Genomic DNA, 18,037 nt, shown 5'->3' on the forward strand with positions numbered 1-18,037 from the left:
AGCCCGCGGTTGACCTGAACCCTACGCACGGGCACTGACAGTGCCCCACCCCGGTCCGCACTTTGTGTCGGTCTTGCAACACAGCCCGTGCCCGGTCGGGCCCTCAGGCCAGGCCCGCCTCCCTCATCTGACGCAGTTCCTTCTTCATCTCGGAGACCTCGTCGCGCAGCCTGGCGGCGATCTCGAACTGGAGGTCGGCGGCGGCCGCCCGCATGCGGTTGGTCAGTTCCTCGATCTGCTCGGCGAGCTCCGCGGCGGGACGGTCGGTCGGCACCGTCTCCTTGGTCTTGCCCCGGCCCTTGGCCGGTTTCGCACCCGCCGCCTGGCCGCCGAGGGAGGGCACGGGGGCCTTGGCGCCCTTCCCCTCCTTCACCTGGCGGTAGCCGGAGCCGAGCAGCTGCTCGGTGTCGACGTCCTCGCGGGCGATCTGCGCGACGATGTCGTTGATCTTCTTGCGGAGTGGCTGCGGGTCGATGCCGTTCGCCTTGTTGAACGCGACCTGCTTCTCGCGTCGGCGGTTGGTCTCGTCGATCGCCTTCTCCATCGCCGGCGTGATCTTGTCGGCGTACATGTGGACCTCGCCGGAGACATTGCGCGCCGCGCGGCCGATGGTCTGGATCAGCGAGGTGCCGGAGCGCAGGAAGCCCTCCTTGTCGGCGTCGAGGATCGCCACCAGGGAGACCTCGGGCAGGTCGAGGCCCTCTCGCAGCAGGTTGATGCCGACCAGGACGTCGTACTCACCGGCGCGCAGTTCACGCAGCAGTTCGACGCGGCGCAGGGTGTCGACGTCGCTGTGCAGGTAGCGGACCTGGATGCCCAGTTCCAGGAAGTAGTCGGTGAGGTCCTCGGCCATCTTCTTGGTGAGTGTGGTGACCAGGACCCGCTCGTCCTTCTCGGTCCGCTTGCGGATCTCGTGCACCAGGTCGTCGATCTGGCCCTCGGTGGACTTGACGACGACTTCCGGGTCGACGAGGCCGGTGGGGCGGATGATCTGCTCCACGGCACCGTCCGCGCGGGAGAGCTCGTAGGCGCCCGGGGTCGCGGACAGGTAGACGGTCTGCCCGATACGCCCCTGGAACTCCTCCCACTTCAGCGGTCGGTTGTCGAGTGCGGAGGGCAGCCGGAAGCCGTGGTCGACGAGGGTGCGCTTGCGGGAGGCGTCGCCCTCGTACATCGCGCCGATCTGCGGCACGGTGACGTGCGACTCGTCGATGACGAGCAGGAAGTCGTCCGGGAAGTAGTCCAGCAGCGTGTTCGGCGGGGAGCCGGGGAGGCGACCGTCGAAGTGCATCGAGTAGTTCTCCACCCCGGAGCAGCTGCCGATCTGGCGGAGCATCTCGAGGTCGTACGTCGTGCGCATCCGCAGTCGCTGGGCCTCCAGGAGCTTGCCCTGCTTCTCCAGCTCGGTCAGGCGCTCGGCCAGCTCCTTCTCGATGTCGTTGGCCGCCCGCTCCAAGCGCTCGGGGCCCGCGACGTAGTGGGAGGCGGGGAAGACGTAGAGCTGCTGGTCGTCGCTGATGATCTCGCCGGTGACCGGGTGGAGGGTGGACAGGGCCTCGATCTCGTCACCGAACATCTCGATGCGTACGGCGAGCTCCTCGTAGACCGGGAAGATCTCGATGGTGTCGCCGCGCACGCGGAAGGTGCCGCGGGCGAAGGCCATGTCGTTGCGCGTGTACTGGATGTCGACGAAGCGGCGCAGCAGCTCGTCCCGGTCGTGCTCCTCGCCGACCCGGAGGGGGACCATCCGGTCCACGTACTCCTGGGGGGTGCCCAGGCCGTAGATGCAGGAGACGGAGGCGACCACGACGACGTCGCGGCGGGTGAGCAGGGAGTTGGTCGCGGAGTGCCGCAGCCGCTCCACCTCCTCGTTGATCGAGGAGTCCTTCTCGATGTAGGTGTCCGACTGGGGGACGTAGGCCTCGGGCTGGTAGTAGTCGTAGTACGAGACGAAGTACTCGACGGCGTTGTTCGGCAGCAGTTCGCGGAACTCGTTCGCCAGCTGGGCGGCCAGGGTCTTGTTCGGCGCCATGACCAGGGTGGGCCGCTGGAGCTTCTCGATCATCCACGCGGTGGTGGCGGACTTGCCGGTGCCGGTCGCGCCGAGCAGGACGACGTCCTTCTCGCCTGCTTCGACTCGCCGGGCCAGCTCGGCGATGGCCGCCGGCTGGTCGCCGTTCGGCTGGTAGGGGCTGACGACCTCGAAGGGCGCCACCGTGCGTTCGATCTGGGAAACGGGCCGCATGGGTTCCACCGTACGACCCCCCACTGACAACGGGTCCGGATCAGCGGTTCTGCGGGGCGCGAGGTCGCCGGTGGGCGAGCGGACGGCGCAGGTGGCGGGCCGGGTGACGGACCGGACGGTGGACCGTGCGCGGGATCTCGGAGTGGGCGGGGATGCCGGGCTTCCGCTCGACGGGCGGGGCGGTGGGCTTGCCCATGACCATCAGCGGGTCGAGCAGGACGACGACGCCGGCCAGGACGAGGAAGGCGAGGGGTCCGATCAGCATCGGGGCGAGGAGCTCGGCGGGCGAGCCCCCGACGCTGGGCTCGGACGTGCCGCCGACATGGACGTCGAGGGCGGCCATGCCCGTGTAGTGCATGCCGGTGACGGCCAGCCCCATGATCAGGGCGGCGCCCACGCTCCACAGGAAGCCCCGGACCTGTCCGGCCGCCCACAGTGAGGCGGTGGCAGCACCCATGGCGATGACGACGGACACGGACACGGTGAACGTGTTGTAGCTCAGTTGTCCGTCCAGGTGCATCCCGGCCATACCCAGGTAGTGCATCGAGGCGATCCCCAGGCCGGTGACGGTGCCGCCGGTGAACAGGGCGGTCCCGCGGGCGCCGCGGTAGCCGACTATGAAGATCCCGACCCCCACCATCACGATGGCCACGGCCAGGCTGGCGAAGGTCATCAGCCAGTCGTAGCGGATCGGCGTGTGTTCGATCGTGAACCCCATCATCGCGATGAAGTGCATGGTCCAGATGCCGGAGCCGATCGCCGCCGAGCCCAGGGCGAGCCACCCGGGGCGCCAGGAACGGGTGACCAGCATGGCCCTCGTGGTGCAGCGCAGACCGAGGGCACCGCCGAGGCACGCCATGAGGTAGGCCACCAGTGGTGTGACGAGTCCGTAGTTGAATCCGTCGACCGTGCCTTGCATCTGCGGCTGCCCTTCCGCCTTCTTACGCCCCGGTGGAGTACCGGATTCCCCTGATGTGCACCCACTCGCGGGCCTGAGCGAACGACCGGGGCCGAGGCAGAGAGTATGACGCCCACCGGAATGGTCGAACGATTCTCCGGCAAAGAATCACGGCCTCGCCCCACTTGTGCCGCCCTGGTGAGCGTAGTTGAGCAACTCCATTCAGCCAGTGGCCATTCTGTACCCCTCTCCCGTTGACTCTCCGGTGTCACAGTGGAGCTGTCCGTGATCGCTCGACGCGAGGAGTACGCATGCACGTGCGCACAGTTGCCGTCACGACCACCGCACTTCTGGGAGTCGCCCTGACTGCGCCCCTCTCGCACGCCCGGGACACCGGGACCGGCGACGACGGGCCCACGGTCGTCGCGCACCGGGGCGCTTCGGCCTACGCGCCGGAGAACACGCTGGCCGCCGTCGACAAGGCGGCCGAGCTGGGCATCCGCTGGGTGGAGAACGACGTCCAGCGCACCAAGGACGGCGAACTCGTCGTCATGCACGACGACGACCTGCGGCGTACCACCGACGTGGAGGAGGTCTTCCCCGGCCGGTCCCCCTGGAAGGTGAAGGACTTCACCGCCGCGGAGATCGCGCGGCTGGACGCGGGGAGCTGGTTCGGGTCCCGGTACGCGGGCGCGCGCGTGCCGACGCTGAAGCAGTACGTGAACCGTGTGGAGCACAACCACCAGAAGCTGCTGCTGGAGCTGAAGAGCCCCGGCCTGTACCCGGGCATCGAGCAGCAGACCCTCAAGGTGCTCGCCAACGAGGGCTGGCTCGACCGCCGCCATGTGACCGGCCGGCTGGTGGTGCAGAGTTTCAGCACGGACAGCATCCGGACGGTCCACGAGCTCAAGCCGGCCGTCAAGACGGGCTTCCTCGGCACGCCTCTCGTGTCGGACCTGCCCGGGTACGCCGAGTTCGTGGACCAGATCAACCCCTCGCACGGCTCCCTCTCCATGACCTACGTGGCCTCGGTGCACGCGTTCGAGGGGCCGCACGGCAAGCGGATGGAGGTTCTGACCTGGACGGTGGACACCGCTGCCGCAGCCCGGCGGGTGGCGGGGTACGGCGTCGACGGCATCATCACCAACAAGCCGGACGTGGTGCGGGACGCCGTCGGCGAGGACGCGTACCCGTCCGCACGCTGACCCCCTCGATGCCCGGGACGGACCGGCCGCACAGGCCGCTGTCCCGGGCATTGTCAGTGGTCGGCCGTACCGTGGGCGCATGGACAGCCCTGGGCAGTACGAGCAGCGGGTCGTGTGGACCGTCGTCGGCACCGACATCGGTCCGCTGATGCTGGCCGCCACCTCCGACGGCCTGGTCAACGTCGTGTTCCACGCCACCGCCGACGCCCGCGACCAGGCGCTCGAAAGGCTCGCGGCCCGGCTGGGCACGGAGCCCGTGGAGGCCCCCGGCTCCCCGCTGCTGGCCGAGGCGATACGCCAGGTGGCGTCGTACTTCGCGGGGGCCAGGCAGGACTTCGACCTGCCGCTGGACTGGTCGCTGATCTCGGGGTTCAACCGGGAGGTACTGCGTGAGCTGGCCTCCGGCGTCCCTTACGGCTCGGTCGTCGGGTACGGCGACCTGGCCGGCCGGGTGGGCCAGCCGGGCGCGGCCCAGGCGGTCGGTATGGCCATGGGCGCCAACCCGCTGCCGGTCGTCGTGCCCTGCCACCGCGTGGTGGAGCGCGACGGGGGCATCGGCGGGTTCGGCGGCGGGGTGGAGACCAAGCGGCGGTTGCTCGCGCTGGAGGGTGTGCTGCCCGAGCCGCTGTTCTGAGCGCGCTCCCCGGGATGTCCGGTGGCGGGCGGAGCTAGTCGTAGTGCCTGGCCTCGATGATGTTGCCGTCCGGGTCGCCGAAGTAGAAGCTGCGCCGGGCCATGCCGCGGGCGCCGTAGGAGTCGTGGGAGAGCTCCGAGACCGGGACGGACTGCTCCTCCAGGCGGGCGCGCAGCGCGTGGAACTCGTGCGCGGGCAGGGACAGGCAGATGTGGTTGACGGGATGCCCCGCGCTCTCGTCGGCGCCGGCGACGACCCGCATGCGTGCCGCGAGGGAGTGCGGCGCGAGATCGAGGATGGTCTCTTCGTTGAGCCGCACGGAAGGAAAACTCACGGTCCCCGCGGCGTACTCGGTGAGCCGCAAGGGCTCCAGCCCCAGGTTCTTCTCGTAGAACCCGGCCGCGGCGACCGGGTCGCGGACCCAGAGCACCACGTGGTCGAGACGTGTCGTGTTGTCCGTCATGGTTCCCAGGCTGGCGCCCTCCCCCGGCACCCGCAAGAGGCCGGTGCGGCCCCCTCGGGGGTTTGACCCGGTCCGTCGCCCGCCAGGGATGAGGGAGACCGGAGCCGAGGGAGACCGTCGGACAGGAGGCAGGCGCGTGATGCTGGTGGTGTCGGAAGAGGTACGGGCGGCGATCGACGCGCGTGAGCCCGTGGTGGCCCTGGAGTCCACGATCATCGCGCACGGGCTGCCGCGCCCGCGCAATCTGCTGGTGGCCGGGGAGCTGGAGGAGGTGGTCCGTCGGGAGGGCGCCGTCCCGGCGACGATCGCCGTCCTGGACGGGCGGCCGCACGTGGGCCTCGACAAGGAGCAACTGGAGCGGGTCGCCAACGAGGACGGCATCCGCAAGCTGGGCCATCGGGACCTGCCGCTCGCGGTGGCGGCCGGAGCGAGCGGCGCGACCACCGTGTCGGCGACCGCGCTGCTGGCGGCTCTGGCGGGCGTGCGGGTGTTCGCGACCGGTGGGCTGGGCGGTGTGCACCGGGAGTGGACGGTGACGCAGGACGAGTCGGCCGACCTGGGCCTGCTGGCACGCACCCGGATCACCGTGGTGTGCGCGGGGGTGAAGTCCATCCTGGACGTACCGGCGACCCTGCAACGGCTGGAGACGCTCGGCGTCTCGGTGGCGGGCTACGGCACGGACCGCTTCCCCGGCTTCTACCTGTCCGACTCCGGGCACCCGGTGGACTGGACGCTGGACAGCCCGGAGCAGGTGGCGGCCGTCATGCGGGCGCAGGACGGCCTGGACGGGCCGCGGTCCGCGTTCGTGGTCGCCAACCCGGTCCCCGAGGAGGAGCAGCTGGATCCCGCGCTGCACGCACGCGTGCTGGCCGACGCGCTGCGCGCGTGCGAGGCGGAGGGGGTGACCGGGCAGGCGGTCACCCCGTTTCTCCTGGACCACCTGGTGCGCCACACCGACGGTGCCTCGCTGAGCGCCAATCTGGCGGCGGTGCGCGGAAACGTACGGCTGGCGGCCCGTATCGCGACGGCCTGGGCCCGGGCATGACCGTGCGGCCGGGCGGGGCGTTGCTGGTCGTCGGCGATGTCGTCACGGACGTGGTCGCCCGCCACCGGGTGCCGCTGGCCGCCGGTACGGACACGGTCGCCTCGATCCGTCGCCTGCCCGGCGGTGCGGGTGCCAACGTGGCCTGCTGGGCGGCCTGGGCGGGGTACGGGAACGTCCGGCTGCTGGGCAGGGTCGGCGCCGACGCGGCCGGCTGGCACGAGCGGGAGCTGACGGCCTGTGGAGTGCGTCCGCTGCTGATGGTCGACCCGTCGGCGCCGACGGGGACGGTGATCTGCCTGGTCGACACGGGCGCGTCGGCCGAGCGGACCTTCCTCACGGACAGCGGGGCTTCGTTGCGGATCGGGCCGGGCGACTGGTCGGACACGCTGCTCGACGGCGTCGACCGACTGCACCTGTCGGGCTACCTCCTGTTCGCGGAACCGAGCCGCGCGCTGGTGTCGGTCGCCCTGGCCGCGGCACGCGCGCGCGGGGTGCCGGTCAGCCTTGACCCGGCCTCGGCGGGGTTCCTCGCCGGGCTGGGGGTGGACCGTTTCCTGGGTCTGGTCGAGGGGGTGGACGTCCTGCTGCCGAGCCGTGACGAGGCGTGCCTGCTGACCGGGCTGCCCGATGCCGCGGACGCGGCGGCCAAGCTGAGCCGGCACGTTCCGCTGGTGATCTCCAAGCAGGGGGCGGAGGGCGCTCTGGTGGCCCGGGCCGGCGCCGTGTGCGCCCGGGTCCCCGCTGCCCCTGCGTCGCCGCGGGACAGTACGGGCGCCGGTGACGCATTCACCGGCGCGTTCCTCGCCGCGCTGCTCGCGGGTGCGACGCCCGAGGAGGCGGCGGCCGCGGGGTGCCGGGCGGGTGCGACTGCGGTCGAACGGGTGGGCGGGAGACCTCCGCGGGCGGTCGGCTGATCAGCGGCGGAGACCCGGCAGGCATGCTCGCGTGCTCTCCGTGCCGTGAGCGTGCCTGGCCCGGACATCCGGGCCGACGTGGCTGACGGGCCGACGTGCACAACGGGACGTGGCTGACGGGACGACGTGGCCAACGGGACGTGGCTGACGGGGCGGACAGGCCGATGAGGGGGCGCCGGGGCCCCGGCAGGTACTCCTTACGCCTTGCGCCCCCACGCCGAGATCATCGGAGCCGTCGCCAGGTCCATGCTGCCGGACGCGACGTTGGCGAGATGCCGGTCGATGTCGTCGTGGGTGGCCACTCCCTCGCCGACCAGCTCGTCGCGGATCTGACGGACGGTCGCCGACTCCAGGGCGGCGCACGCGGGCGAGGTGACCGGGAAGTAGGCGTCGGCCTCCACGCGGCGCAGTCCGGCCTCCCGGAGCAGGCGCGGCAGCCGGCGGCCGTAGGAGAGGTCGGCTCCGCGGCGGGACAGCAGCTGGCGGAAGCCCTGCCGGAGGCGGTTCGCCAGTTGCTGCTCGGGGCCGTGCTCGTCGGGGCAGAGCAGGGGCTGCAGGGCGGGATCGGCGTCCTCGACCAGGAGGCGGCCACCGGGGCGCAGGGCCTTGACCATCGACCGCAACGCCCGCTCCCGGTCCGGGACGTGGACGAGTACCAGCCTCGCGTGCACCAGGTCGAACCCCTCCCCCGGCGGCTCCTGCGCGCCCACGTCGTGCACACGCACCTCGACCGGCGGGCGCCCGGCCGGAGCGACCCGCGAGGTGTCGATGTCCGTCGCGATGACCCTGCCGGTCGGCCCGACCTTCTTGGCCAGCCACGACACCACGGAGGTTCCGCCGGCCCCGACCTCCCAGCAGCGCCAGCCGGGTCCGACGCCGAGCGTCTCGAGGTGCCGGAACGTGGTGGGGTCGAAGAGCTTGGCGAAGGCGTCGAAGCGCTCCGCAGCCTCGGCCTGCCGGTTGTCGAGGAGGTATCCGTCGGTTCGCGTCATGCTGCGATCATCCCAGTTGTCCGGCTTGTCGGAAGGGGGCGACGCTCCGGCGCGAGGGCGACGCCCGCTCCACCGCCCCCGGCCCCTGACGGCCCGTCGGGGCGGCTCCGGCGGTGCGTGGCCGACGGTTCGTCCACAGCCCGGAAGGAAGCGGAATGCTCCGTTTCCACAGGCCCGAACGGCGCTCGCGCAGGACTGGCAAACTGGCCTGCCAAGGCGCGGGAAGCACGGCGCGAGGGGACCCACGCGAGGAGATTCGGATGACCATGGCAGGGAATCTGCGCAAGGTCACCGGCCTGGGAAAGGTCGGCGGCCTGCGCAAGGTGGCACAGCTGGGCCGCCGCCGACGGCGGGTGGACCTGAGCCACCCGGTCCGCTCCCCGCTGGGTTCCTCGGTGGTGAACTGCGTGACCTACCGGGACGGTGTCCGCACCCCCGAGGGCGGCGATCCGGTCGACGTGGTAGCCAGGATGCGCAAGCGCGCTGCGGGCTTCGTCTGGCTCGGCCTGCACGAGCCGACGGACCAGGAGTTCGCCGGCGTCGCGGAGCTGTTCGATCTGCACCCGCTGGCGGTGGAGGACGCGATCGAGGCCCACCAGCGGCCGAAGGTCGAGCGGTACGGCGAGACGCTCTTCGCCGTGTTCAAGACCGTCTGCTACGTGGAGCACGAGGAGCTGACGGCCACCAGTGAGGTGGTCAGCACCGGCGAGATCATGGTGTTCGTCGGCCAGGACTTCGTGATCACCGTGCGCCACGGACGGCACGGCTCCCTGGGTCCGCTGCGAGAGGAGCTGGAGTCCGATCCCGCGCAGCTCGCCAAGGGGCCGTCGGCGGTGCTGCACGCGATCGCGGACCACGTGGTGGACGACTTCCTGACCGTCATCGACTCGGTCCAGGCGGACGTCGACCATGTGGAGACGGAGGTGTTCGCGGAGAACGGCGCGCGGGTCGACCCGGGGCGGATCTACCAGCTCAAGCGTGAACTGCTCGAACTGAGGCGGGCCGTGGTACCGCTCAGCCGGCCGCTGGAGGAGCTGGCCACACGGCCGTTCCGGGTGGTCGACCCGGAGATACAGGCGTACTTCCGTGACGTCTCCGACCACCTGCTGCGGGCCGGCGAGCAGATCGCCGCGTTCGACGAGCTGCTCAACTCCATCCTCCAGGCACACCTCGCCCGCGTGACGGTCGCGCAGAACGAGGACATGCGGAAGATCACCGCCTGGGCGGCGATCGTCGCCGTCCCCACGATGGTCTGCGGGGTGTACGGCATGAACTTCGACCACATGCCCGAGCTGCGCTGGCGATACGGATACGGCCTGGTCATCGGGGTGATAGCCGTCGCCTGCCTGGCGCTGCACCGCGGCTTCCGGCGCAACGGCTGGCTCTGAGGGCGGAGCGAGCGGCTCGGGCGCCGGGCCGATCAGGCCGAGAAGCTCACGATCTTCCGTGGCACGACACGGATGATCACACGGGTCTCCTCGTCCTTCTCCGCCGGCGGATCGATGCCGAGGTACTTGTGCGAGAGGTCGCGCGGAAGTCTCTTCCCCTCGTCGGGGACGATCTCGGCGGTGCCGCGGATCTCCACCGAGGTGTACGGGTTGGCGAGGTCGTAGACCGACAGGCTGATGCGCGGATCCCGGCGGAGGTTGCGCACCTTCTGCCGTCCGTCCACGGAGGAGAAGAGCACGGTGTCGCCCTCGCGCTTGATCCAGACCACGGAGTTCTGCGGGGCGCCGTCGGGACCGAGCGTGGCGACCGAGGCGAAGTTCTTGCCGTCCAGGAGGGCGCGGACCGGCTCGTCGAAGGTGGCGGCGGAGTTGCGGGCATCGGTGGTGACGGCGGCATCGCCGGAGTGAGTGGTCATGCCGGCAGCCTAGTTACATGCATGCGCATATAGAAGCGCTTCGGGGAAACTGGCGCCCCGAACCCGTCAGCCGCTCCACGCGGGATGCCGTGGATCGTCGGCCCGCACCACGATGTCGGCGGTGCCGGCCGGGTCGGTCTCCTCGTCGTAGCGCTCGAAGGCAGGCAGGGTCCACTGCTCGGTCTCCGTGGTCCGGCGGCGCAGTGCTCCGGGGGTGAGGACGAGATGGACGCTCAGGTCGAGGGGGAACCAGTGACGCAGCAGGAACGGGCCGTGCAGCAGCAGCACACCGCCGGGAGGGAGTTGGACGTGGGGACTGCGGGTGGCGCGGTCGGTGACCGGGTCCCACAAGTCGGGCAGCGCCCGCCCGTTCCCCTCGGGCCCGAGGGGGTCGAAGACCTCGCGCCACAGGGCACCGATGTCGTACCAGCCGTTGTAGTAGGACTCGGTGTCCCGGTGCCCGTACTCCAGGCGCAGCGAGGCGGGGCGCAGGAAGTCCTCCGTCCCGACGACGAGGGAGGGTCGGCCGCGGACGCGCAGCGCCTCGGAGACTCGTTCGGCGAGATCGCCGGGGCGGGCGGCGGGGGCACCGTCGAGGGCGACGCGGGTCCATGCGCTGCCGTCCGCGGGTTCGAGGTCGAGCAGGCGCTCGGCGAGCTGGTCGCCGAGCCGGTCCCAGGTGATCGCTTCCAGTCGCACCCGCCCATGATGCGTCACTCGCCGGTGCGCCCGCTTGGACGCTCGCGCATGGTCGGGCGCGGGTCGGCCATGGTCACGGCGCTCGCGCGGCGGTTGACTTGGGGTGACCGGCGGCGGACGGCACCGGTCGGGCGACCGGTCGACGGGTGGGAGTTGACGCGACATGATCGACGGACCGTACTTCGTGCTGACGGTGCTGGGTGTGCTCGGGGCCGGTCTGACGGCCGGGGTGTTCTGCGCCTTCTCGACCTTCGTCATGCGGGGGCTGGCCGCGCTGCCGCCGGCTCAGGGGATCGCCGCGATGAACTCGATCAACAAGGCGGCGGTGCGGCCGCCGTTCATGGCCGTGTTCCTCGGGACGACGGTGCTGGCCGCGGTGATCGCCGTGGTGACGTTCGTGCTGTGGCCGGAGGAGGCCGCGGTGGAGCTGCTGCTGGGCAGCGCGCTGTATCTGATCGGGTCGTTCGGGGTGACCGCGGCCGCAAATGTGCCGCGCAACACCGCCCTGCTCGCAGTGGAACCGGGCTCCGCGCAGGCGGCCGAGCGGTGGACCGCGTACGTGCGCGAGTGGACGGCGTGGAACCACGTCCGGACGATCGCCTCGGCCGCGGCGGCGGTGGCCTACGTGCTCGCCCTGCGCTGAGGGAGCGGGCGCCGCCGCGCGGGGCGCGGGAAGGGTGTGCGGCGCTCTGCGTCCGGGGCGGGCCCGACGTATCGTGGGGCGCAAGAGCGCCGCCCCGAACGCAGAGCGCCGCACGGCCAGCCACCCCGCACGCAAGGGAGAGGGCCATGGCCGATCCGAAGGGTTTCCTGACGACCCCCCGCGAGGAGTGGCCCCGCAGGCCGGCCGAGGAGCGGGTGCGGGACTGGGACGAGGTGTACGTCCCGGGCGCGCTGCTGCCGATCGTCGGCGCGCAGGCCGACCGCTGCATGGACTGCGGCGTCCCCTTCTGCCACGAGGCCTGTCCGCTGGGCAACCTGATCCCGGACTGGAACGATCTGGTGGCCCGCTCGGACTGGCGGGCGGCGAGCGAGCGGCTGCACGCCACGAACAACTTCCCCGAGTTCACCGGCCGGTTGTGCCCCGCGCCGTGCGAGGCGGGCTGCGTCCTCGCCATCAACCAGCCGGCCGTGACCATCAAGAACGTCGAGTGCGCGATCGCCGACCGCGCCTGGGAGGAGGGGTTCACCCCGCCACGGCCGCCGGACCGGCTCTCCGGGAAGACGGTGGCGGTGATCGGCTCCGGACCCGCCGGTCTCGCGGCGGCGCAGCAACTGACCCGGGCCGGGCACACGGTGGCGGTGTTCGAACGGGACGACCGGATCGGGGGGCTGATGCGCTACGGCATCCCCGCCTTCAAGATGGAGAAGCGGCATCTGGAGCGGCGTATCGAGCAGATGCGGGCGGAGGGGACAAAGTTCCGGACGTCGGCCACGGTCGGCCGGGACGTGGGCGCGGCGGAGCTGCGGAGCCGTTACGACGCCGTGGTGGTCGCCACCGGGGCGACCGCCTGGCGCGAGCTGCCCGTGCCGGGGCGGGAGCTGGCGGGCATCCACCAGGCGATGGAGTACCTGCCGCTGGCCAACCGGGTGTGCGAGGGAGACCTGGAGCGCTCCCCGCTGTCCGCGGCGGGGAAGCACGTCGTCATCGTGGGCGGCGGCGACACCGGCGCGGACTGTCTGGGCACGGCGGTACGGGACCGGGCGGCGTCCGTGACCCAGCTGGACATCTACGCGCAGCCGGGTGCGGAGCGGGACGAGGAGGCGGAGCCGTGGCCGGTCTATCCGCGGCTCTACCGGCTGTCGGCGGCGCACGAGGAGGCACGCGATCTGCGGTCCGCGCCGGCGGCGGACGCGGACGCGCGGCTGTTCGCGGCGTCCACGCTCCGCTTCACCGGGGACGACGAGGGGCATGTGCGGTCGCTGCACCTGGTCGGGGTGGACGCGGGGCGCCGTCCGCTGCCCGGTACCGAGCGCGCGCTCCCCGTGGACCTCGTCCTGCTCGCCCTCGGTTTCTCGGGGCCCGACCGGGAGGACGGGCTGATCGACGGGCTGGGGCTGAGGTTGGAGCCCCGGGGCACGATCACCCGGGACCAGGACTTCGCCACCGGCGTCCCGGGGGTGTTCGCCGCGGGGGACGCGGCGCGCGGGCAGTCGCTCATCGTGTGGGCGATCGCGGAGGGACGGGCGGTGGCGGCGGCCGTCGACCGCCACCTGTCCGGCGGCCGCACGCGGCTCCCCGCCCCCGTGGGGCCCTTCGACCGGCCGATGAGGGTCTGAGCGGCCCGCCGGCGACGGGCCGCGAATGGCAATCAGGTCAGGTCAGGTCAGGTCAGTGCCAACAAGCTTAAAGAACAAAAAGATCAAAGACACACGTCTCAGGACAGCAGGAAGTCCGCCTCTCCCGCCTTCGCTCCCTCGATGAAGGCCGTCATCTCCGCGGAGGTGTAGATCAGCGCCGGCCCCTCCGGATCGGTGGACTGCCGGACCGCGATCCGGCCGTCCGCGAGCTTCATGGCCTCCAGGCAGTTGCCTCCGTTGCCCCCGCTCCACGGCTTGTGCCAGCCCTCGCTGCCCAGCTCGCCGGCGGGCATGCCGTTGTAGATCCGCTCGCCGCGGGTCCGTGGCGAGCGCTGGGGTTTGATGCGGTTCATTCACAGCTCCTTGCGGAGATCCCGGAGGATCTCCTTCGTGCGATGTGCCGTGGCGGCCTGCGCCGCCATGCGGTCCATGACCTCGAGATGGGTCGCCACCTCGGCGCGCGCGTCCAGATAGACGGCGCCGGTCAGGTACTCGCTGTAGACCATGTCCGGCAGTTCCGGCATGGCGAATCGGAACAGCACGAAGGGCCCGTAGGTGCCGGGGTGCGGCCCGTTGGAGAACGGGGCGACCTGCAGCGTCACGTTGGGCAGCTTCGTGGCCTCGAGCAGCCTGTCGATCTGGGCACGCATCACCTCCGGGCCCCCGACGGGGCGGCGCAGCGCGGTCTCGTCCATCACGACCCACAGCCGGGGCGCGTCCTTGCGGGTGAGCAGTTCCTGGCGTTGCATGCGCAGGTCGACGTGGCGCTCGATGTCGTCGGGCCTGGTCTGCCCGATGGCCCCCGAGCGCAGCACGCCACGCGCGTAGTCCTCGGTCTGCAGCACTCCCGGGACGAAGTGCGGCTCGTAGGAGCGGATCAGGGCGGCGGCGCCCTCCAGGCTGACGTACAGCGAGAACCAGCCGGGCAGGATGTCGTGGAAGCGCTGCCACCACCCCGGCTTGTTGGCGTCCTCGGCCAGCCGCACGAAGGCTTCGGCCTCCTCGTCACCGACGCCGTACGCCTTCAGCAGGAGCTGGAGGTACGGGATCTTGAGGGCGACCTCGGCCATCTCCATCCGGCGGACGGTGGCGGGGGCGACGCGCAGGATGCGGGCGGCTTCCTCACGCTTGAGGCCCGCGCGTTCCCGCAGGTCCAGCAGGCGCCGGCCGAGTACGACCTGGCCGACCGTCGGCGCGGACCGCGGCTCACTCACCGCCCACCTCCTGAAGAGTCCCGAAGAGTCCTTGCGTCCCTGTGCCCGGCGCCCGTGCTTGTCGCCCGTGCCTGGTGCGGACAGCCCGGCGGCGCCATCCGAAGACCTGTTCGAAAACCTGTGCAGGCCTTCGACGGACTGAAGTGGCGCCGCTCGACGTGCTGTTGCGAGCAGTGTGCCACGGCCGTCCAGAACGTCACACAGCACTCTGCATTTTTCAGAGTGACACTTGCCAAGTGTTCACGGCGGGGCGATAGTGGCAAGCGTGATTCCGTCCGCGCCCTTAGGAACAGACGCCACCGCGGGCTCCCTGGGCCTCGGTGCCGCCATGGGAGTCGGCCCTTCGGGGACCGCAGCCGCCGAGCGCCGGTTCCGTTTCGAACTGGCCGCACATCCGAGTTCCCCCGCGCAGGCGAGACGCCTGACCCGGGCTCGGCTGAACGGCTGGTCGGTGTGCGAGGACACCTGCGACACCGCGGCCCTGGTCGTCTCCGAGCTGGTGACCAACGCGATCGTGCACACCGCGAGCAGACACATAGTCTGCGAGCTGCACGACGGGGACGAACTGGTCCGCATAGCCGTGCGCGACGAGGGCTGCGCCCCCGGCCAGCCCCACCCCGCGGACGATCAGCAGCCCGAGGACGAACACGGCAGAGGACTGCTCCTCGTCGACGCCCTGTGCGACGCGTGGGGCGCCCACGAGCACGGCCCCGGCCTCCTGGTCTGGGCGGAGCTGGCGCGCAAGACCGACACCCCGCGCGACCCGTCGGAACCCCACAACGACCTCGGCTGGGGCGCCCGCCCGAAGCCCGGCCCCGCCGACGACACGGGCGACGAGGGCGAGGCGGAGAACCACCTCCGGTCGCCCCGCGGTACGGAGACCCAATGGCGCGGGACGGGGACCGAATGGCTGTGAGGGCCGCATCCGGCATCCGACCGCTCGGTCTGGACACGATGGTCCGCCTCCAGCGCGAACGACGCGCCTCCGCGACACCCCTGCGACTTCCCGTGCCGGACGGCATGACGGTCCCGCTGGGCTGCGACGCGGTGGCGGTACCCGCCTACCTCGCCCAACAGGTGCTGCCGAGGCTGCCGCGCGTCGGGTGCATCTACGCCGATGAGACGCACTGGTGGTGGATCGTTCCGTCCGACTCCGACTACGCCCTGGAGTGGCCCGCGCCCGCGCGGTACGTCACCGGAGCGGTCGTCCCGGACGCCTCGGCCGTTCCCGGCCTCATCCACCGCCCGGACGGCACGGTTCCGTACACCCCGCCCATCCCGCTCTACCTGGCGCTGTGCAGGCTGACGAACACGACGCCCACCTGGTCCCGGCCGGTGAGCGCGTAGGCGTCGCCGCGCCCTGCCTCTCCCCCGCGAGCCCGCGGCCACCCCCTTCGCCGTCACGCGCTCCCTCCTCCGCGGCGCCGGCCCGCCCCGCACGCCCGCACGAACCGCGCCGGGATCCGGCCGCTTCGCCCCGCGCGCCCCCTTCCGGCTCCGCCGGGTCCGGCGTGCGCCCGCGCGCTCCGCCCTCCCCCTCCCGCGCCCTGCCCCCTGGCGTCCCGCCCCGCGATAGTGGCCGTCCGTCCACGATCGGGGGAGGCCGACGGTGCGCAGGAAGGGCAGCACGGAACCTGCCGGGGTGTCGGAGTCGGAGCGGCTGCTCTTCGGCGGCCCCCTGCGCTACGACATGGGCTGGAACCAGCACGCCGACGCGTTCCTCGAGCTGGGCTTCCGCGCGATGCTGACCCGGTTGCCGTCCCTGCTGGCGTCCAGCCTCCGGCTCGCCCGGCAGGCCGACCCGCGGGCGGCGCGGACGGTACTCGCGGCCGAGGTGGGCCGGGGCCTGGCGCAGGCGGTCAGTCTCCTCGCCGTCAACAGCGCGCTGGCCGGGCTGATGGCCGCCGGTCCGATCGAGGAGCGCCTGCGCGGGACCGTCCCCGCACTGGTCACGGTGGCCGGGGTGATGCTGGTCGCGGCGCTGCTGCGGGCGACGTCGACGTACGCGACCGGGCGGCTGGAGCCGAAGGTCGAGCGGGTGGCCACCGAGCGGTACCTGGAGCGGGCGGCGGCCGTGGAGCTGTCCGCGATCGAGGACCACGCCTTCCACAAGCTCCTGGACACCGCCCAGTACGGCGCGGCCTCCGCGCGGCGCATGATCTCGTACGGCGCCCGCGTGGTGAACGCGATGATCTCGCTGATCGCGGCGGCCGGCGTCCTGACCGTGCTGCACCCGGCGCTGCTGCCGCTGCTGGTGACGATGACGCTGCCGAGCGCCTGGAGCGCGCTGACCCTGGCCCGTCGCCGGTACGAGTCCTTCCACGCCTGGGTGCAGCACGAGCGGGCGGGACGGCTGCTGGGCAGTCTGCTGATCGAACCGGCCGCGGCCCCCGAGATCCGGGTGCACTCGGTGGGCCCCTTCCTGCTGCGGCACTTCCGCGCGATGTCGGAGACCGCGGAGGCGGAGCAGGCCAGGCTGGCCCGGCTGGCGGCCCGTACGGGGCTGATCGCGTCGGCCTGGACGGGGGTGGCGACGGCGGCGACGTACGCGACCCTCGGCGGGCTGCTGCTGGGCGGCGCGATGGCCCTGTCCGTGGCGGGCACCGCGGTGATCGCCATCCGCACCGGCTCGCAGAGCCTCGGCACCCTGGTCGTCGAGGTCAACGCGCTCCACGAGGAGGCACTCTTCGTCGGCGACCTGGACCGGCTGCACGTGGAGGCGGCCGAGCGGGCCATCCCGCTGGGCGGCGCCGCGCTCCCCGAGGACCCCAAGGAGATCCGCTTCGAGGGCGTCACGTTCAGTTATCCGGGCGACGCGACCCGCCCGGCGCTCGACGACGTGACGCTCTCCCTGCCGCTGGGCCGGATCGTGGCCCTCGTCGGCGAGAACGGCTCGGGCAAAACCACGCTGGTCAAGCTGCTCGCGGGCCTCTACACACCGGACCGGGGCCGCGTCACCTGGGACGGTGTCGACGCGGCGACGGCGGACCGGCACGCGCTCGCCGAACGGGTCGCGATGGTGGCCCAGGACTTCAAGCGCTGGCCGTTCACCGCGCGGGTGAACGTCGCCGTGGGCCGCTCCTCGGTGCCGCTGGGCGACGAGCGGGTGGCCGACGCGGTCGCCGAGGCCGGCGCCGAGGACGTCGTCGCGGATCTGCCGCGCGGCCTGGACACCCTGCTGGCCCGCAATTTCAGCGGGGGGCACGAGCTGTCCGGCGGCCAGTGGCAGCGGGTGGGGATCGCGCGGGCGGCGTACCGGCAGGGCCGCATCCTCATCGTCGACGAACCGACGGCGGCCCTGGACGCCCGAGCCGAGGTGGAGGTCTTCGAGAAGATCCGCGCCCTGGCCGGCAGCGGGCAGACCGTCGTCCTGATCACCCACCGGCTCGCCTCCGTGCGCCACGCGGACCTGGTGCACGTCCTCGACCAGGGCAGGCTGGTGGAGTCCGGGACCCCGGACGAGCTGCTGGCCACCGGCGGGGTCTACGCGGAGCTGTACTCGCTCCAGGCGGAACAGTTCACGAAGGCGCCGGTACCGGCCCCGGAGGCGGGCTGACCCGGGT

The 18,037-nt window shown here is 71.9% G+C and carries 18 protein-coding genes; 10 read left to right on the plus strand and 8 right to left on the minus strand.

Annotated elements, in window-relative coordinates; translation table 11 throughout:
• Positions 1-103: 103 nt before the first annotated feature.
• Positions 104-2,245, minus strand: a complete 2,142-nt coding sequence (gene uvrB / locus OIE75_RS09140) for an excinuclease ABC subunit UvrB (RefSeq protein WP_307011232.1) — start codon at positions 2,243-2,245, stop codon at positions 104-106.
• Between the two features lie 40 nt (positions 2,246-2,285).
• Positions 2,286-3,164: an MHYT domain-containing protein gene (locus OIE75_RS09145; RefSeq protein WP_329470284.1), complete on the minus strand. Its 879-nt coding sequence runs from the start codon at positions 3,162-3,164 to the stop codon at positions 2,286-2,288.
• Between the two features lie 290 nt (positions 3,165-3,454).
• Between OIE75_RS09145 and OIE75_RS09150 the strand changes: the two genes are divergently transcribed.
• Positions 3,455-4,348 (plus strand): glycerophosphodiester phosphodiesterase, encoded by an 894-nt coding sequence (locus OIE75_RS09150; RefSeq protein WP_307011235.1) that lies wholly within the window; start codon positions 3,455-3,457, stop codon positions 4,346-4,348.
• Between the two features lie 79 nt (positions 4,349-4,427).
• On the plus strand, positions 4,428-4,982 hold the full coding sequence (locus OIE75_RS09155; RefSeq protein WP_307011236.1) for a methylated-DNA--[protein]-cysteine S-methyltransferase: 555 nt from the start codon (positions 4,428-4,430) through the stop codon (positions 4,980-4,982).
• 34 nt (positions 4,983-5,016) lie between these two features.
• On the opposite strand, the gene OIE75_RS09160 is transcribed toward OIE75_RS09155, so the two are convergent.
• Positions 5,017-5,445, minus strand: coding sequence for a VOC family protein (locus OIE75_RS09160; protein ID WP_329470286.1), 429 nt, complete (start codon positions 5,443-5,445; stop codon positions 5,017-5,019).
• Positions 5,446-5,581: 136 nt separating this feature from the next.
• Between OIE75_RS09160 and OIE75_RS09165 the strand changes: the two genes are divergently transcribed.
• Positions 5,582-6,490 (plus strand): pseudouridine-5'-phosphate glycosidase, encoded by a 909-nt coding sequence (locus OIE75_RS09165; RefSeq protein ID WP_329470288.1) that lies wholly within the window; start codon positions 5,582-5,584, stop codon positions 6,488-6,490.
• Positions 6,487-7,404 carry a carbohydrate kinase family protein gene (locus OIE75_RS09170; protein WP_329470290.1) on the plus strand — a complete coding sequence of 306 codons (918 nt, stop codon included), beginning with the start codon at positions 6,487-6,489 and terminating at the stop codon, positions 7,402-7,404. Before OIE75_RS09165 ends, OIE75_RS09170 begins: the two co-directional genes overlap by 4 nt.
• 197 nt (positions 7,405-7,601) lie before the next feature.
• Here OIE75_RS09170 and OIE75_RS09175 read toward each other — a convergent pair whose 3' ends face one another.
• Positions 7,602-8,396 carry a methyltransferase domain-containing protein gene (locus OIE75_RS09175; RefSeq protein WP_122615056.1) on the minus strand — a complete coding sequence of 265 codons (795 nt, stop codon included), beginning with the start codon at positions 8,394-8,396 and terminating at the stop codon, positions 7,602-7,604.
• Positions 8,397-8,656: 260 nt separating this feature from the next.
• Here OIE75_RS09175 and OIE75_RS09180 point away from each other — a divergent pair, with 260 nt between their 5' ends.
• Positions 8,657-9,784 carry a magnesium and cobalt transport protein CorA gene (locus tag OIE75_RS09180; protein WP_329470291.1) on the plus strand — a complete coding sequence of 376 codons (1,128 nt, stop codon included), beginning with the start codon at positions 8,657-8,659 and terminating at the stop codon, positions 9,782-9,784.
• A 32-nt stretch (positions 9,785-9,816) separates the two neighbouring features.
• Here the strand turns inward: OIE75_RS09180 and OIE75_RS09185 are convergent, their stop codons facing one another.
• Positions 9,817-10,260: a PPOX class F420-dependent oxidoreductase gene (locus OIE75_RS09185; protein WP_307011242.1), complete on the minus strand. Its 444-nt coding sequence runs from the start codon at positions 10,258-10,260 to the stop codon at positions 9,817-9,819.
• 66 nt (positions 10,261-10,326) lie between these two features.
• A complete protein-coding gene (locus OIE75_RS09190; protein WP_329470292.1) occupies positions 10,327-10,959 on the minus strand; it encodes a uridine kinase in 633 nt (210 codons plus the stop codon).
• Positions 10,960-11,122: 163 nt separating this feature from the next.
• On the opposite strand from OIE75_RS09190, the gene OIE75_RS09195 reads away from it, so the two are divergent.
• Entirely contained in the window at positions 11,123-11,602 is a 480-nt protein-coding gene (locus tag OIE75_RS09195) for an anthrone oxygenase family protein (RefSeq protein WP_307011246.1), read from the plus strand.
• Between the two features lie 146 nt (positions 11,603-11,748).
• A complete protein-coding gene (locus OIE75_RS09200; protein ID WP_329470293.1) occupies positions 11,749-13,239 on the plus strand; it encodes a glutamate synthase subunit beta in 1,491 nt (496 codons plus the stop codon).
• A gap of 98 nt (positions 13,240-13,337) precedes the next feature.
• Here OIE75_RS09200 and OIE75_RS09205 read toward each other — a convergent pair whose 3' ends face one another.
• Positions 13,338-13,613, minus strand: coding sequence for a DUF397 domain-containing protein (locus OIE75_RS09205; protein WP_161330137.1), 276 nt, complete (start codon positions 13,611-13,613; stop codon positions 13,338-13,340).
• Positions 13,614-14,474: a helix-turn-helix domain-containing protein gene (locus OIE75_RS09210; RefSeq protein ID WP_122615049.1), complete on the minus strand. Its 861-nt coding sequence runs from the start codon at positions 14,472-14,474 to the stop codon at positions 13,614-13,616.
• Between the two features lie 256 nt (positions 14,475-14,730).
• Here OIE75_RS09210 and OIE75_RS09215 point away from each other — a divergent pair, with 256 nt between their 5' ends.
• The 3 genes from OIE75_RS09215 to OIE75_RS09225 all read left to right on the plus strand — a co-directional run bounded on the left by OIE75_RS09215 (position 14,731) and on the right by OIE75_RS09225 (position 18,030).
• Entirely contained in the window at positions 14,731-15,390 is a 660-nt protein-coding gene (locus tag OIE75_RS09215) for an ATP-binding protein (RefSeq protein WP_307011250.1), read from the plus strand.
• The gene (locus OIE75_RS09220; RefSeq protein ID WP_329470294.1) at positions 15,381-15,821 is read left to right on the plus strand and encodes a hypothetical protein; all 441 of its coding nucleotides are present in this window, start codon (positions 15,381-15,383) and stop codon (positions 15,819-15,821) included. Before OIE75_RS09215 ends, OIE75_RS09220 begins: the two co-directional genes overlap by 10 nt.
• Positions 15,822-16,164: 343 nt before the next feature.
• The gene (locus OIE75_RS09225; protein ID WP_307017828.1) at positions 16,165-18,030 is read left to right on the plus strand and encodes an ABC transporter ATP-binding protein; all 1,866 of its coding nucleotides are present in this window, start codon (positions 16,165-16,167) and stop codon (positions 18,028-18,030) included.
• The last annotated feature ends 7 nt before the right edge of the window (positions 18,031-18,037 follow it).

The organism is Streptomyces sp. NBC_01723, assembly GCF_036246005.1.
Classification (GTDB): domain Bacteria; phylum Actinomycetota; class Actinomycetes; order Streptomycetales; family Streptomycetaceae; genus Streptomyces.